The sequence below is a fragment of the Thermoplasmata archaeon genome (assembly GCA_015063285.1).
In the GTDB taxonomy this organism is placed as follows: domain Archaea; phylum Thermoplasmatota; class Thermoplasmata; order Methanomassiliicoccales; family Methanomethylophilaceae; genus Methanoprimaticola.
On record SUST01000016.1, the window covers coordinates 1 to 14,013 of the forward strand.

General features: G+C 51.4%; 14 protein-coding genes. 10 read left to right on the forward strand and 4 right to left on the reverse strand.

What is annotated here, in order from left to right; translation table 11 throughout:
• On the forward strand, positions 1–891 hold an 891-nt coding region (argF, locus tag E7Z62_07635; GenBank protein ID MBE6522975.1), incomplete at its 5' end, for an ornithine carbamoyltransferase.
• Positions 892–897: 6 nt separating this feature from the next.
• Here argF and E7Z62_07640 read toward each other — a convergent pair.
• Both E7Z62_07640 and E7Z62_07645 read right to left on the reverse strand, forming a co-directional pair.
• A complete protein-coding gene (locus tag E7Z62_07640; protein ID MBE6522976.1) occupies positions 898–2,310 on the reverse strand; it encodes a DHH family phosphoesterase in 1,413 nt (470 codons plus the stop codon).
• A complete protein-coding gene (locus tag E7Z62_07645) occupies positions 2,291–3,055 on the reverse strand; it encodes an exonuclease (GenBank protein MBE6522977.1) in 765 nt (254 codons plus the stop codon). The genes E7Z62_07640 and E7Z62_07645 overlap by 20 nt, the downstream gene beginning before the upstream one ends.
• Here E7Z62_07645 and E7Z62_07650 point away from each other — a divergent pair.
• From E7Z62_07650 to E7Z62_07685, 8 genes are all read left to right on the forward strand, one after another.
• Complete coding sequence (locus E7Z62_07650; GenBank protein MBE6522978.1) at positions 3,019–3,828, forward strand: metallophosphoesterase; 810 nt, start codon at positions 3,019–3,021, stop codon at positions 3,826–3,828. The genes E7Z62_07645 and E7Z62_07650 overlap by 37 nt on opposite strands.
• A 143-nt stretch (positions 3,829–3,971) precedes the next feature.
• On the forward strand, positions 3,972–5,006 hold the full coding sequence (locus tag E7Z62_07655; GenBank protein MBE6522979.1) for an MtaA/CmuA family methyltransferase: 1,035 nt from the start codon (positions 3,972–3,974) through the stop codon (positions 5,004–5,006).
• Positions 5,007–5,097: 91 nt separating this feature from the next.
• Positions 5,098–5,808 (forward strand): hypothetical protein, encoded by a 711-nt coding sequence (locus tag E7Z62_07660; GenBank protein MBE6522980.1) that lies wholly within the window; start codon positions 5,098–5,100, stop codon positions 5,806–5,808.
• A 291-nt stretch (positions 5,809–6,099) separates the two neighbouring features.
• Positions 6,100–7,422: a coenzyme-B sulfoethylthiotransferase subunit beta gene (gene mcrB / locus E7Z62_07665; GenBank protein ID MBE6522981.1), complete on the forward strand. Its 1,323-nt coding sequence runs from the start codon at positions 6,100–6,102 to the stop codon at positions 7,420–7,422.
• Between the two features lie 66 nt (positions 7,423–7,488).
• Entirely contained in the window at positions 7,489–7,860 is a 372-nt protein-coding gene (gene mcrD / locus E7Z62_07670) for a methyl-coenzyme M reductase operon protein D (GenBank protein MBE6522982.1), read from the forward strand.
• A 1-nt stretch (position 7,861) separates the two neighbouring features.
• Entirely contained in the window at positions 7,862–8,632 is a 771-nt protein-coding gene (gene mcrG / locus E7Z62_07675) for a coenzyme-B sulfoethylthiotransferase subunit gamma (GenBank protein ID MBE6522983.1), read from the forward strand.
• 5 nt (positions 8,633–8,637) lie between these two features.
• A complete protein-coding gene (gene mcrA, locus E7Z62_07680) occupies positions 8,638–10,296 on the forward strand; it encodes a coenzyme-B sulfoethylthiotransferase subunit alpha (GenBank protein ID MBE6522984.1) in 1,659 nt (552 codons plus the stop codon).
• Positions 10,297–10,300: 4 nt separating this feature from the next.
• Complete coding sequence (locus tag E7Z62_07685; GenBank protein MBE6522985.1) at positions 10,301–10,576, forward strand: DUF2098 domain-containing protein; 276 nt, start codon at positions 10,301–10,303, stop codon at positions 10,574–10,576.
• A gap of 144 nt (positions 10,577–10,720) precedes the next feature.
• Here the strand turns inward: E7Z62_07685 and E7Z62_07690 are convergent, their stop codons facing one another.
• Positions 10,721–11,284, reverse strand: a complete 564-nt coding sequence (locus E7Z62_07690) for a hypothetical protein (protein ID MBE6522986.1) — start codon at positions 11,282–11,284, stop codon at positions 10,721–10,723.
• A 36-nt stretch (positions 11,285–11,320) separates the two neighbouring features.
• Complete coding sequence (locus tag E7Z62_07695; protein MBE6522987.1) at positions 11,321–12,274, reverse strand: DUF2111 domain-containing protein; 954 nt, start codon at positions 12,272–12,274, stop codon at positions 11,321–11,323.
• Positions 12,275–12,403: 129 nt separating this feature from the next.
• Here E7Z62_07695 and atwA point away from each other — a divergent pair, with 129 nt between their 5' ends.
• A complete protein-coding gene (gene atwA / locus E7Z62_07700; protein ID MBE6522988.1) occupies positions 12,404–14,011 on the forward strand; it encodes a methyl coenzyme M reductase system, component A2 in 1,608 nt (535 codons plus the stop codon).
• Positions 14,012–14,013: the final 2 nt, after the last annotated feature.

A 14,013-nucleotide genomic window follows, 5' to 3' on the forward strand; every position in this document is an offset into this window, starting at 1 on the left:
GACATGAAGGACGAATGGCCCGACCTTGTCGATCTCGCACTGAAACTCAAGGCAGAACGCGGACATCACGGGGATCCCCTCAAGGGAAAATCGCTTGGAATGATCTTTGAGAAGCCTAGCACCAGAACTAGGATCTCGTTCGATGTCGCCATCACTGAGCTGGGAGGACACGCAGTCTATCTCGACGAGTCCAAGATGCAGATCGGTGTCCACAGCGAGACCATGGAGGACACGGCCCGTGTAATGAGCCGCTTCGTCCACGGAATAATGTACCGCGCAAACGACTACAAGATGATGGACAAGCTCGGAGATTGGTCATCTGTACCCGTAATCAGCGGTCTCGACAATCTCGAGCATCCCTGTCAGGCACTTGCCGACATGGTCACAATCAAGGAGAAGCTCGGAGGATTCAGGGGAAAGAAGCTCGTCTACCTCGGAGATGGAAACAATGTCTGCAACTCTCTGCTCTACGCCTGCGCCATCATGGGGATCGACATGGTAGCATGCTGTCCTGCGATCAGGATGCCCAACGCTGAGATCATGTGGAACGCTACCAAGATAGCAGAGGCAAACGGAAGCAAGATCATCGCATCGCACGAGCCCGAAGAGGCATGTAAGGATGCGGACGTTCTCTACACAGACACATGGATCTCCATGGGAGACACCACTTCTGAGGAAGAGGCCATCAGGATTTTCAAGCCTTACCAGATTAATGACGACCTCATCGCATTGGCCAAACCGTCATGCATTGTCATGCACTGTCTTCCCGCACACCGCGGACAGGAGATCACCAACGAAGTCATGGAAGGCCCTCACAGCGTGGTGTTCGACCAGGCAGAGAACAGGCTCCATGCCCAGAAGGCAGTTCTGTACGCTCTAATGAAAGAGTGAAAACACTTACAACAATTGCGAGGAGACAATATCCTCGGCTATGCCGAGGAACTCCTCTTTCTTCTCTGCAGGGATCGTCGCACCCGCGGCTACGCTATGTCCGCCGCCGTATCCGCCTACAAGTTCCGCTGCGGTCTTCATGACCACCGACAGGTCCAGTCCCCTGTCCACCAGGCTCCTGTCCGCACGGGCCGACACCTTCACCCCGTCATCGGTATCCACGAATGCAATGATGGGTATCCCCCTCCTGCATTCCGGCGAATTCAGCAGCATACCTGCGACAATCCCGACCACGGTGTCGCGGATGTTGCTCCCTGCATCGAAATACTGGATGTACTTCCTCTCTCTGAGAAGGTGATTGTCCTTGACATATGAGAGCGCAGAAGATATGTGGCGCCTGTGGTCTGAACGGTTCTTCTCGGCGTCTTTGAGCGCTTCAGGTTCTCCGAAGCATATCCTCATGCCAGTTTCGGCATCGTCATATCTTCCGCATGAGTTCAGCACTGTAGCATATTCCTTGGCATCCCCGAGGCCCGTCCCTCTGTCGAACTTGGGCAGGGTGTACATCTCGCCATATGCTCTTTTCTGTTCCTCAACCGGAAGCAGCTCCAAGACTTGGTCGATGACGCGCTCCTTCTCTTCACGACTGAGGTCGTTCCACACTCTCATCCTGCCGTCTTGTTTCAAGGGGATGTTGAGGAATTCTAACATGTCCATGCACCCCGGTGCATTGTCAGTAAGTCCTTGCAAACGGGGCTCGTTGCAGTATTGGAAGAATTGGACCAGAGGGCGCGTTTCTCTGCCGAACATGCGCAGATCGTCTTCTACTATGACATCGCCTGCAGATACGGCATCGTTTAGGATGTCGCGGTTGATGCTGACAAGTTTCGAGTAGTTCGTATCCTGGAAATCGCCCACGGCACCGACGACTGCAAGATAGGCCAGGTCTATGTTGTTAGCGTCCACCGCTTTGGACAGCAGGTAGGTCATTCCAGCTCCGCATACCTCGTAGGAGCCGTCATGTCCGTAAACATGCGGGTTAAGATGATCGATATCCACGAAGCTGTCCAGGACAGTCTGTTTCTTCCTCCATTTTGGATCGGGGACGTGGTGGTCCGTGATAATCAGATTGGATCTTGAGAACTCGGAAAGATACCCGCTGCCGAGATCGCATATCCAAACGTAATCCTCTGGTGCGGTATTGATCATTTCGATGCTCTCGGCAGTGATCTTGGGGATGAAGACGGTACGGTGATCGATCCCGAGGCGGTCAACGGTCATCGTCGCGATGGCACCGGCACTGATGCCATCTGCATCTATGTGGGAGACGATGAGTACGCTTTTGGCCTTTCTGAGCCCCGCTGCAGCGGTCGCTAGATCCTTCTGCAAACGGCCTAGGTCACCATCTGTAGCCTGCATGTTCCGTCACCAGCTTGCCGTATATCACTCCGGCTATGTATTCTAGATTGATTGTATCGGCACGGTTGTACTCCTGTAGGATGTTCAACGCATCCTCGTCTCCATGCCTTTTCCACTGATGCCACAGGTGAACCGCCATCGCACCGTCAACATCGATAATATCCTCTGACCTATGGATGCCCAGCTCTATCTCTAGCGGTTTAAGCCCGCCTTTGAAACCCACCTTCCTTGATGCGAAGCGAAGGTCATACTGAGGGATATCAAAATCCACTTCCGGGAAACTGTTTCTCAGTACAGGCACATCGAAGCAGCTTCCGTTGAACGTCACAAGCAGTTTGCTGCCGTCCAGGGCATCGGACAAAGATTCTGAATCGAGATCGAACCCTTCAGTAAGCGTGTACGTCTTATTCTTCCTATGTACAGTTACGACCGTAACCAGAGCGTCTCTGCTGAGGCCGTCGGTCTCGATATCGAGGTATGCCGCATCATCCTTGAAACGATCGTACATTCTCCAGTGTTCGGATTTGGGGATCAGTTCGGACAGCCCGTATGCATCCTCGTCCTTGAGCATCTCAGATGCCTGCATGATGATCGGGTCCGACTTCTCTTTGAGTGATGGTTTCACGCAACCGATGCTGTCCGCTAAAAGGAAATCATCCCAATTCAGGATGCCTGATTCCCACAGATTTTTCTCCTTCTTCGCACCGAATGAAGGCAGCATCTGGAAAGTATGTTCGATCATCATCCGACCTTATGAAAAACCAATTTTATATGGCTAACGGATTGGGGAAAACCATGAGAGAGAAGAGGATTCTGCCGGGTGTTAGGATTACCAGCGACCGGTGTCTCGTTCTCGATGATGGGCCCACCGTGGTCCTTGGAGATCTCCATTTAGGCTACGAACGTGCTCTGGAGCAGGAAGGTATGTACCTGCCCAGGATCAATACAGATTCCATACGCGAGTCGCTCAACACCATACTCTCCCGCTATGAACCCACAAGAGTCGTCCTATTAGGAGACATAAAGCACGATTTCAAACATGCGGGATTCGAGGAGAAGAGGGAGGTCAGGAAGGTGTTCTCACTCCTGGCAGAAGCGGCACAGGTCGTGGCTGTCAAAGGTAACCACGACAACTATCTGCAGAACATCGTCTCCGATCTAGGCTTCTTGGTCGTCGACCACATAGACATCATGGGCTTTAGATTGGAGCATGGCCACATAGATTCAGGCAAAAGACCGGTCATCATAGGTCATGAGCACCCTTCTGTAAGGATCCCGGGAGCAGTTGGCGGAGGTCTTAAGATACAATGTTTTGTCCACGCAGAGAAGGATGGAGTGATAGTACTTCCACCGTTCTCGCCTTTTGCATCTGGAAACGATCTAGTTCCCGACAAGGATTGTGTGATGGCTGATGCTCTGAAGAAATCCGATTATGCGAACGCACACATATACGGTGTAACCGACATGGGTTTGATGGACCTAGGAGTGCTTTCGGACATCTCCGACGTAACAATCTAAACGAGTTGGCGGATACATACAACTCGAAGTGCAGCCATTATTAAAGGCGTCACCTATTTTTGGATATAATCTCGGTGCATTCTTTCCCCTTTTTGTTATATATGATGAAGGTAATCGGAGGCTCAGGAGTTTTCATTATGGCAATGACACCTAGAGAGAGAGTACTTGCTGCACTGAAACAGGAGTCCCTTGACAGACCCCCAGTCGCAGTATTCACACAGTCAGCAACACTTGCACAGATGGATGCCGTCGGAGCAGCCTGGCCTGACGCCCACAAGGACGCAGACCTCATGGCAAAGCTCGCAGCAGCACAGGCAGACTACAACGGTGCAGAGGCAGTCAGGGCAGCATTCTGTCTGACAGCCGAGACCGAGGCTCTTGGAGCAAAGGTTGCAGTCGACAAGAAGGACGCAGCACCCATGATCAAGGAGCACCCCCTGCACTTTGATGCAATGATGGGCGAGTACGACGACCCCAGCCAGCTCATATCCCCTGAGGAGATGATCAACACTGGAAGGCCCAAAGTCGTTATTGAAGCCGTCAAGAAGCTGAAGGCATCCCACGGAGACAACTACGCAGTTGTCGCAGGAAACACCGGAGTCATCACACTCACCGGAAACCTGGTCAACACAGAGAACATCATCTTCGGAATCCTTATGGCACCCGATGAGGTTCAGAAGTGGCTCAACTTCATGACCCCCTACGTAAGAACCTACACAGAGGCACTTTGGGCAGCTGGAGCAGACTGTGTACAGTGTTCCGAGCCTACCGGATCCACCGACATGCTCGCACCCGACATGTTCAACGACTACGTCGGACAGCACATCAGCCCCGCACTCAAGCCTGGACAGGACAAATACTCCATCCTCCACATCTGCGGTAACACCGAGCCCATCCTCGAGATGATGGTCGGCACCGGCGTCACTGGAATCTCCATCGAGGAGAAGGTCGAGCCCGAAGTCGCATGCGGAAAGGTCGGCGGAAAGACCTGTATGGTCGGAAACGTCGGATCAGTTATGCCTCTGTTCCAGGGAACACCCGAGCAGGTTAAGGAGGCAGCACTCCGCTCCGCAAAGGCAGGATTCAACATCATCTCTTCTGGATGCGGTATCGCACCTGCAACCCCCAACGATAACTTCAACGCAATGGTTCAGGCTATCAAGGGAATGTCCAACTGAGTTTAATCAGGACAATCATCTTACCCCCCTTAACCGGGGGGATCCTCTTTTTAAAGCAATTCGTTTATAGCTGGGTGCTCATGTTGCATCCATGTCTGATATTTTAGCCCAGAACAGGGAATATGCTAAAGTCATGAAGGAGGTCATGAAGCTCAGATATGAGCCCGTGGCCATAAGATTGATCAGGGAGGATGAGGACTTCCCAGAAGGTTACGAGGAACCTGCGGAGCAGCAGAGTCATTGTCAATCCATTTTCAGGGCTAAGAACGGGCAATCGTTCAAGATGCCCTTGGCCTGTCACAACTGTATGGTAGGCGCTTCCGCATTGAATCTGGTAGATACTTCAGAGAAGATCGCATCAGGGGAATTCCACGCAGGTATCGGTATGCACGACAGTGCAGCTGCAGCTTCAAAGATGATAGCAGATCGTAAAATCGTGCCTTTCAGATCGAAAGGTGATGTCGTATGTCCTTTAAAGGATGCAAATTTCGTTCCCGACATAGTTGCTATAGACGACATACCTGAGAGGATATATTGGATCGTCCCTCTCACTACAGCAGAGAAAGGAGGACGTGTGGAGTTCAGCACATCGCCTTTCCAGTGCGCATGCGAGGATCTCGTTGCAGTGCCTATGTGCACCGGTCAGCCGAACATCTCTCTGGGATGCTTTGGATGCAGGAAGAAGACTGACATGAAGCCCGACGAGATGGCCGCAGGAATCCCATATGCGATGATCCCAAGTTTCGTGGAGCATTTGAAGAAGTATTCCGAAGGCGTTATGACAAAGGCTAAAAGAGAGTGAAACGCGGTTGGGTTGGAGGAGTCCTCCACACCCTTACCGCTACTATTTAAAGAAAAAACGCCAAACGAAGATTATTCATCCATCCATGAAAATATTTAAATAAAACCCATTGAACGGCACTCTGAAATCATAGCAGAATTATGATTTTTTAGTCGATAAGTAACAACTTTTTAGCGCTTTCACCGACAGGAAAACGTATCCGTTTATATTCTAAAAGTAGATACGCGAAAATGCAAGGGGAGTGCAGAGTTGCAAGACCCTGCACGAAATTATTGAACAAGGAGGTATGAAATGCCAAAATACGAGGACGTAATCGACTTGTATGACGACAATGGAAAGCGCATTGCAAAAGACATTCCGTTGGAAGCCATCAGTCCGTTGCGCAACGAAGCGATCAAAAAGATCGTATCTCTGACAAAGAGGACAATCGCAGTCGACCTCGCTGGAATTGAGAAGGCTCTCAAGACCGGTGCAATCGCTGGTGCAGTGATTAAGGGTAAGGAAATCGACATCCCTCTCGTCAAGAACGCAGCAAAGATCGCTAAGATCGTTAAAGAGAAAATCCAGGTCTATGACGGAGACGGCACACAAGTTGTCGTCAAGGGCAACAGGCTCGTCGCCATTGTACCTGAGGCAAGAATGGCAGCAGGAATCGAGTACACAACTGGATTCACATCTGTTGCAGCCGCTACCACTGAGGCTATCATCGATGAGTTCAAGATTCCGATGTATGAGGCCAACATGGTCAAGGGAGCGGTTTGGGGAAGATACCCCCAGACGATCACATTCCAGGGTGCAAACGTCAAGTCCATCCTCGAAGTTCCTCAGAACAACGAGGGAGCTGGATTCGCACTCAGGAACATCATGGCAAACCACGTCGTTGCTCTCGTCAACAGGAATGCAATGCAGGGAACAGCCCTTTCGGCTATCTTCGAGCAGTGCGGATCCTACGAAATGGGAGACCTCATCGGAAACTTCGAGAGGGGCGGACTTTTGGCTCTCGCATACGAGGGACTCAACGCCAACAACATGCTTTACACACTCGTGAAGAAGAACGGTAAGACCGGAACAGTCGGTACTGTTATCGAGTCCCTTATGGACAGGGCCATTGCAGACGGAGTCATCAAAGTCAAGGAGACACTCCCCAGCGGATACAAAGTCTACACAACAAAGGACCTTCCCAAGTGGAACGCATACGCAGCAACCGGAATGGTCGCAGCCGTCATGGTAAACATCGGAGCAGCAAGGGCAGCACAGGGAGTTCCCGGAACCGTCCTGTACTACAACGATCTGCTCGAGCACGAGTCCGGACTCCCCGGTGTCGACTACGGTCGTTCTGAGGGAGTTGGAGTAGGTATGTCATTCTTCTCTCACTCCATCTATGGAGGAGGAGGACCTGGTCTGTTCCACGGAAACCACGTTGTGACCAGGCACTCAAAGGGAGTTCTCATCCCTGCAGTAACAGCAGCTAACTGTCTCGACGGCGGAACCCAGACATTCTCCGCAGAGGCCACATCCGGTCTCTTCAAGGAAGTCTTCGGTGACGTAGAGGAGTTCGCAAGGCCCATGCAGTGCGTCGCTGCAGAGGCAAAGAAGGTGAAGAAGAAACTGTGAGGCCCTTGTATGGTATCTACACAACCAGCTGATTACGCAGGCGTTCCGCTTCCCGAAGTCGCCGTTATTACCAACCGCTTGCTCTCCGCGGAGACCACAGAGGTCGTCCTGAACAAACTCGATGTCATCAAAGGCATCAGACAGATTCAGATGACTGGTGAGTCTATCCCGAAGACGATCAACAGCGGACCTGGAAAGGGGCTTCCCAACAATCATACGGAGCGCAGGATCATCAATGTCAACGGACGTGAGGTCGAATTGCGTTACCTCGTCGGTGCTTTCTACATAGAGCTCGAAGTCGAGGACGAAGCGGCATTAGACGCTAAGCTGGAAGAGATTGAGAAGGTTCTGAACGAATGCATTGAGTTCGGATATACCCTCAACGTTGGTAGATACTCGAAATACAAGCCCACACTTCATGATTATAGGAGTGAATAAAATGGCATACAAGAGACAGTTCTATCCCGGAACCACAGTACCTGCAAAGAACAGGCGCAGATACATGGATCCGAAAGTCAAACTCAAGAAGCTCCGTGACGTTCCTATGGACGATGTCATCAGGATCATGGGACACAGGAACCCCGGAGAGGACTACAAGTCCATCCACCCCCCAATCGAGGAGGGTAAGGAGCCGGAGTGCCCGATCAGGAAGCTCGTCGTTCCCATTGAGGGAGCAAAGGCCGGTGACCGTATCAGGTACATCCAGTTCACAGATTCAGTCTACTTCGCACCCATCTCCCCCTACCAGAGGGCATGGATGTACCTCTCCAGGTACAGAGGAGTCGACACCGGAACACTTTCCGGAAGGCAGATCATCGAGGTCCGTGAGAGGAACCTCGAGGTAATGGCAAAAGAGATGATCGACAACGAGACCTTTGACCCCGCCCTTACAGGAATCAGGGGAGCAACCGTTCACGGACACGCATGCCGTCTCGATGAGAACGGACTGATGTTCGACGGTTGGCAGAGGTACCAGTGGGACCCCAAGAAGAAGGAAGTCGTCTACGTCAAGGACCAGGTCGCAATCCCCCTCGACAGGAAGATCTCCGTCGGTAAGCCCGCAGCAGCCGCTGACCTCAAGAAGAGGACAACAATCTTCAGAGCAGACGGCGTCGACATGAGAGACGACAAGGAAGTAACCATGTACGGACTCAGGATCCACAAGCTGAGGACACTCGGTGGTTACCAGCCTTGGGCATTTAAGGAGTGATTTACATGGCAACAAAACAGAAGTTATTCATGGAAGCATGTAAGAAGAAGTTCAAAGAGGAACCCACTGACATCTCCACCAAATACTACTGCTTTGGTGGATGGAAACAGTCCAAGTCCAAAGTCGAGTTCCAGAAGACAGCTCAGGCAATCGCCAAGAAGCGTGGAATCCCCATGCTCAACGAGGACATCGGAGTTCCCCTCGGACAGAGGTCCTGGATGCCCTACCAGCTCTCCCACACTGACATCTACGCAGAGGCAGATGACCTGCACTGTGTGAACAACACAGCAATCCAGCAGGCATGGGACGACATCAGGAGGACAGTCCTCGTCGGACTCGACTCTCCCCACCAGACAATTGAGAGAAGGCTCGGAAAAGAGGTAACACCTGAGACAATCAACACTTACCTCGAGACCGTCAACCACACAATGCCTGGAGGAGCAGTCGTTCAGGAGCACATGGCTGAGATCAACCCCGCTCTCGCATACGACTCGTACGTCAAGGTCTTCTCCGGAGACGATGAGCTCATCGATGAGATCGACAAGAGATTCGTCATCGACATCAACAAGCTCTTCCCCAAGGACCAGGCCAAGCAGCTGAAGGCAGCAATCGGAAAGACCCTGATGCAGGCAGTCCGTGTCCCCACAATCGTTGGAAGGATCATGGATGGAGCAACCACATCCAGGCACGCAGCAATGCAGATTTCCATGGCTTTCATCTCCTCCTACAAACTCGCAGCAGGAGAGGCAGCTATCGCTGACTTCGCATACTCTGCAAAGCACCTGTCGATCAACATGGGAACCATGATGCCTGCAAGGCGTGCAAGGGGACCCAACGAGCCCGGAGGAATCCCCTTCGGATTCATGGCAGATATGGCACAGTCAGACCGTGTCCACCCTGACGACCCCGGACGCGCAGCACTCGAGGCTGTCGCACTGGGAGCAGGAATCTTCGACCAGGTCTACCTCGGTGGATACATGTCCGGAGGAGTCGGATTCACACAGTACGCTACCGCAGCATACACCGACAACATCCTCGAGGATTACGTCTACTACGCCATCGACCACATCAAGTCCAAGTACGGTGGCCTGTGCAAACTCGACCCCAAGGACATGGACAAGCTCATGAAGCTCGGAGACGAGATCAACTCTTACGCTCTCGAGATGTATGAGAGATACCCCGCCATCATGGAGGCCCACTTCGGTGGATCCCAGAGGGCAACAGTCGCCGCAGCATCCACCGGTATCGCCGGTGCAATGGCAACCGGAGTTGCTGACTGCGGTCTGAACTGCTGGTACCTGTCCATGCTCCAGCACAAGGAGAGGACCGGAAGGCTCGGATTCTACGGATACGACCTGCAGGACCAGTGTGGATCCGCGAACTCCTTCGCATACAGATCCGATGAGGGTCTGCCCATGGAGATCCGTGGACCCAACTACCCCAACTACGCAATGAACGTCGGACACCTTTCCGGATACACCGGAATCCCCAAGGCAGCTCACGCAGCACGCGGAGATGCCTGGACCGCGAACCCCCTCATCCGTGTCGCATTCGCAGACCCTGCACTGGTCTTCGACTTCGCGAACATCACCAAGGAGTTCGGACGCGGAGCCCTCAGGGAATTCCAGCCCGCCGGAGAGAGGTCCGCAGTCATCAAGGGATGATCGCGTGGAGAACGGGGACCTCATGAAGTACATGCCGACTTCGACCGTCGGCAAGATCACAGACATCAAGGAAAAGGACGGAGTGACCTGGGTAAGACTGGATTACACCGACCTCTACTACGATGCAGTGAATCTCGTCCCGGCCGATCCTTCGGAGTACATTGAGGTCTCGTTCAAGGAGCGTTCTTCCTTCGAGAGAGGCATGAAGTCCATCGAGGACATCAAGAGGGAGACCCAAGAGGTCGACATCTCTGAATTCATGCCATCCGGAGGAGGATGATCCGTCCTCAAACAATTTCCCCGGACTTCGGTCCGGGGTAAAATCATTTTTTTTCTCTATGTTTTTCTAATCCGCAACGATTGTGCTTATTTTTAGAAAATCGATAACAAAAAGAAAATGCCGTCCAGAGGACGGCTTGTAGTTTCAGTTCTTGATCCTGTTGAACGCGACTAGTACCGATGCGTATCTGGAGTCATCATCAAGACCATAGTAAAGGCGCATCATGCGGTCGCTGGTAGGTGCTGGACTGCATGATATCACATCTTTGCAACCGTTACTCTCATTGAGTTCCGGGAAGGATACAGGGGGCATCACGAACTGTTCCGATCCGCCAGCATCAACGCCCATGAAGCATACGAAACCATCACCCATCCAAACGATGTCGTCACGGCCGTCGTATTTGTGCATTGTGAAAGGGAACACCTCTTCTCCGAGAATGTTTCCGTTTGCTCCGACAAGAATAACAGTTGGTTCTGGAGGGGGCCTGAATCTAGGATCTTTTACTATGCAGATGACTGCATCTCTTTCCAATGCCTGCAGGAATCCCTGGTTGTCCACCGGGATGCTTCCCATAGATCTGACTGTGGACTCTTCAACTCTCAGTTTCTCTAGGATCTCCCTGTCGAGATAGAATGCCCATTTCACTCCTTTTAGACCACGAACTATCTCCAAAGGAAGGTCCAATCCCTCATCCAAATCCTTTGCCATTTTACATTCCTCTGTTTGATGTATACTATTGGACGCTCATTCATTTTCATGGAGTCTGATGAGATTATCAATGCCTGCCATCGAACGTACGTCCACGACTCCGATCACCGCTATGATGCGGTTGTCGAGTTCAATTGGCGTCACAATAACTCTGATGCCTTTGTACGGGCCGGATGTAGCTATCCTCCTTACAGTGGTTCCTGAACGGATAACCTCTTCCAGAACTTCTCCGGTATAGGCATTGTCGATCACAGCACCGTTTTCGATTCTAACTCCAAGATTATCCCTGTTTTTGGCGCATACGGGGAGACCTCCAACAAGGTCATGAATGGCAAAAGCAAGAGAAAGAAGTTCAGAATTATCGCTCCTCGGGGATATGACATCCTTGATTCCGCGTGACAGCTTGAGTCCTCCTATAATGTGGAGTCCTGCAATCACCGCCCCAATCTCTGCAGATTGGATTGTTTTACCAGTACCGATGACAACAACATCCTCATTCTTCAGGTTGAACACCGATTTGATCTCATTCTCCATGGTGGGATCCACATGGTATTCGGAGCCGGGGAACATCAGTTTCCCGTTGATGTAAACCAGAGTCGTTGCACCTGTGGCCCCAGCTTCGATAGCGGCATCCCTCTCTTCGCATCCGTATGAAACATTACGGGCCATTTTCGGGATACGTGCTGCAAAGTTGAAATCGCCGATGGTCAGCTCGGGCAATGCAACAGGGGCGAGGTCCATGCGGGTCTTTTTCTTGAGGTCCATCCCTACGTTTGTCAGGATGATTCCGCTCTTGTTGATGCTTATTATTTCGTGATTCTGTAAAAGTGATATGATTGTCCTGGTGCTTCCCTCTCCTATGTCCAGCATAGCTGAGAGTTTTTTCCTACCAATAGCCTCCTCATCATTAAGATAATAGAGAGTTTTCCAAAGGTGATAATCGTTGAATTTTGGTATTGGTCCGCCAATTCTGGCGTTGTTGGACATCATATGGATATTAAGACCATCCAACTTATATATTATTTGGGTTGGATTACATCCATCCAGCGATGGTTTTTAGACAGCTTATCCTACTCGCGCGTACGACAGTTTATAAGAAGGGACAGGATACTTTGGCACATGGCTCAAGAGTCGGTAGAACTTCTGGTTATCGAGAATGTGACCAAGACCTATGACGGGCGTGTCACTCTCAACAATGTCAGTGCGAAGTTGACGACTGGAAAAATACTAGGATTGATCGGTAAAAGCGCAGCAGGAAAGAGTGTCCTGATTCACATACTCAGGGGTAACGATGATTACAAACCCGATTCCGGTCGCGTTATTTTCAATCTTAACCAGTGTAAAAAATGCGGCAATCTGGACCTGCCTTACAAAGGGCAGAAGTGTACGAGGTGCGGTGGAGAGACTGATACCAAATCCATAGATTTCTGGTCTCTCAAGATGGACGATCCACTCAGACTGGAGATCAAGGGGCGCATCTCGATCATGCTTCAGAGGACATTCGCCCTTTTCGGAGACATGACCGTTATAGAGAATGTCATGGAAGCTATCCCGGATGATGTTAAGGGCGATGCTCGTATCCAGCGCGCTATAGAGATGCTTGAACTCGTCGATATGACGCACAGGACGACTCACATAGCTAGGGATCTCTCTGGAGGAGAGAAGCAGCGTGTCGTTATGGCCAGGCAGCTTGCGAAAAAACCTCTGTTCTTCCTTGCCGACGAGCCCACAGGTACACTGGATCCGACAACTGCGGAGACAGTCCACAAAGGATTGATTGATTACGTCAAGAAGAACGGAATCGCAATGGTCTTCGCATCACACTGGCCAGAGGCCATTGAGAGGATGGCGGATGAAGCCATGCTCATGGATTCAGGTAACGTCCTTCTGCAGGGCAATCCCAAAGAGGTCGCCGAGACCTTCATGAAAGATTACCACTTCGAGAAGACAAGCCACGCACAGGTCGGAGAGCCTCTGATCGTATGTAACGATGCAAAGAAGCACTTCTTCTCTGTTGTCAGAGGAGTAGTCAAGGCCGTTGACGGAATAACATTCGATATCAAGGAGAAGGAGATCTTCGCTCTGGTCGGTTATTCCGGAGCAGGTAAGACAACAACATCCCGTATGATCGCCGGAATGTCCCCAGCAACCGGAGGAGAGGTCAAGGTCAGGATCGGAGAGGATTGGGTCAACATGTCAGAGGAAGGATACATGGGTAAGGGTAGGGCAACACCCTACATCGGTTTCCTTCACCAGGAGTACACACTCTACCCCTTCGATACCGTTCTTCAGAACCTCAGTACATGTATCGGTATGAAGATGCCCGCGGAGTTGGCAAAGGTCAAGGCCATACAGGTATTGATCAGTGTCGGATTCCCCAAATCGGATATCGAGAAGATCCTGTATTCATATCCTGACTCGCTCTCAGTAGGAGAATGTCAGAGAATCGCATTCGCCCAGGTCCTGATCAAGGAGCCTAGGATCATCATCTTGGACGAACCCACAGGAACTATGGATCCTATCACAAAGACGATCATCGCTAAGTCCGTCATAAGGGCCAGGGATACACTGGGAGAGACGTTCGTTGTCGTGAGCCATGACATGGACTTCGTTCTCAACTGTTGCGACCGTGCTGCCTTCATGAAGGGCGGAAAGATCCAAGCTCTCGGGGATCCCAAAGAGATCCTTGAATCATTTGAGAAGGAGCCGGTACCAGAAGGTGAATGAAC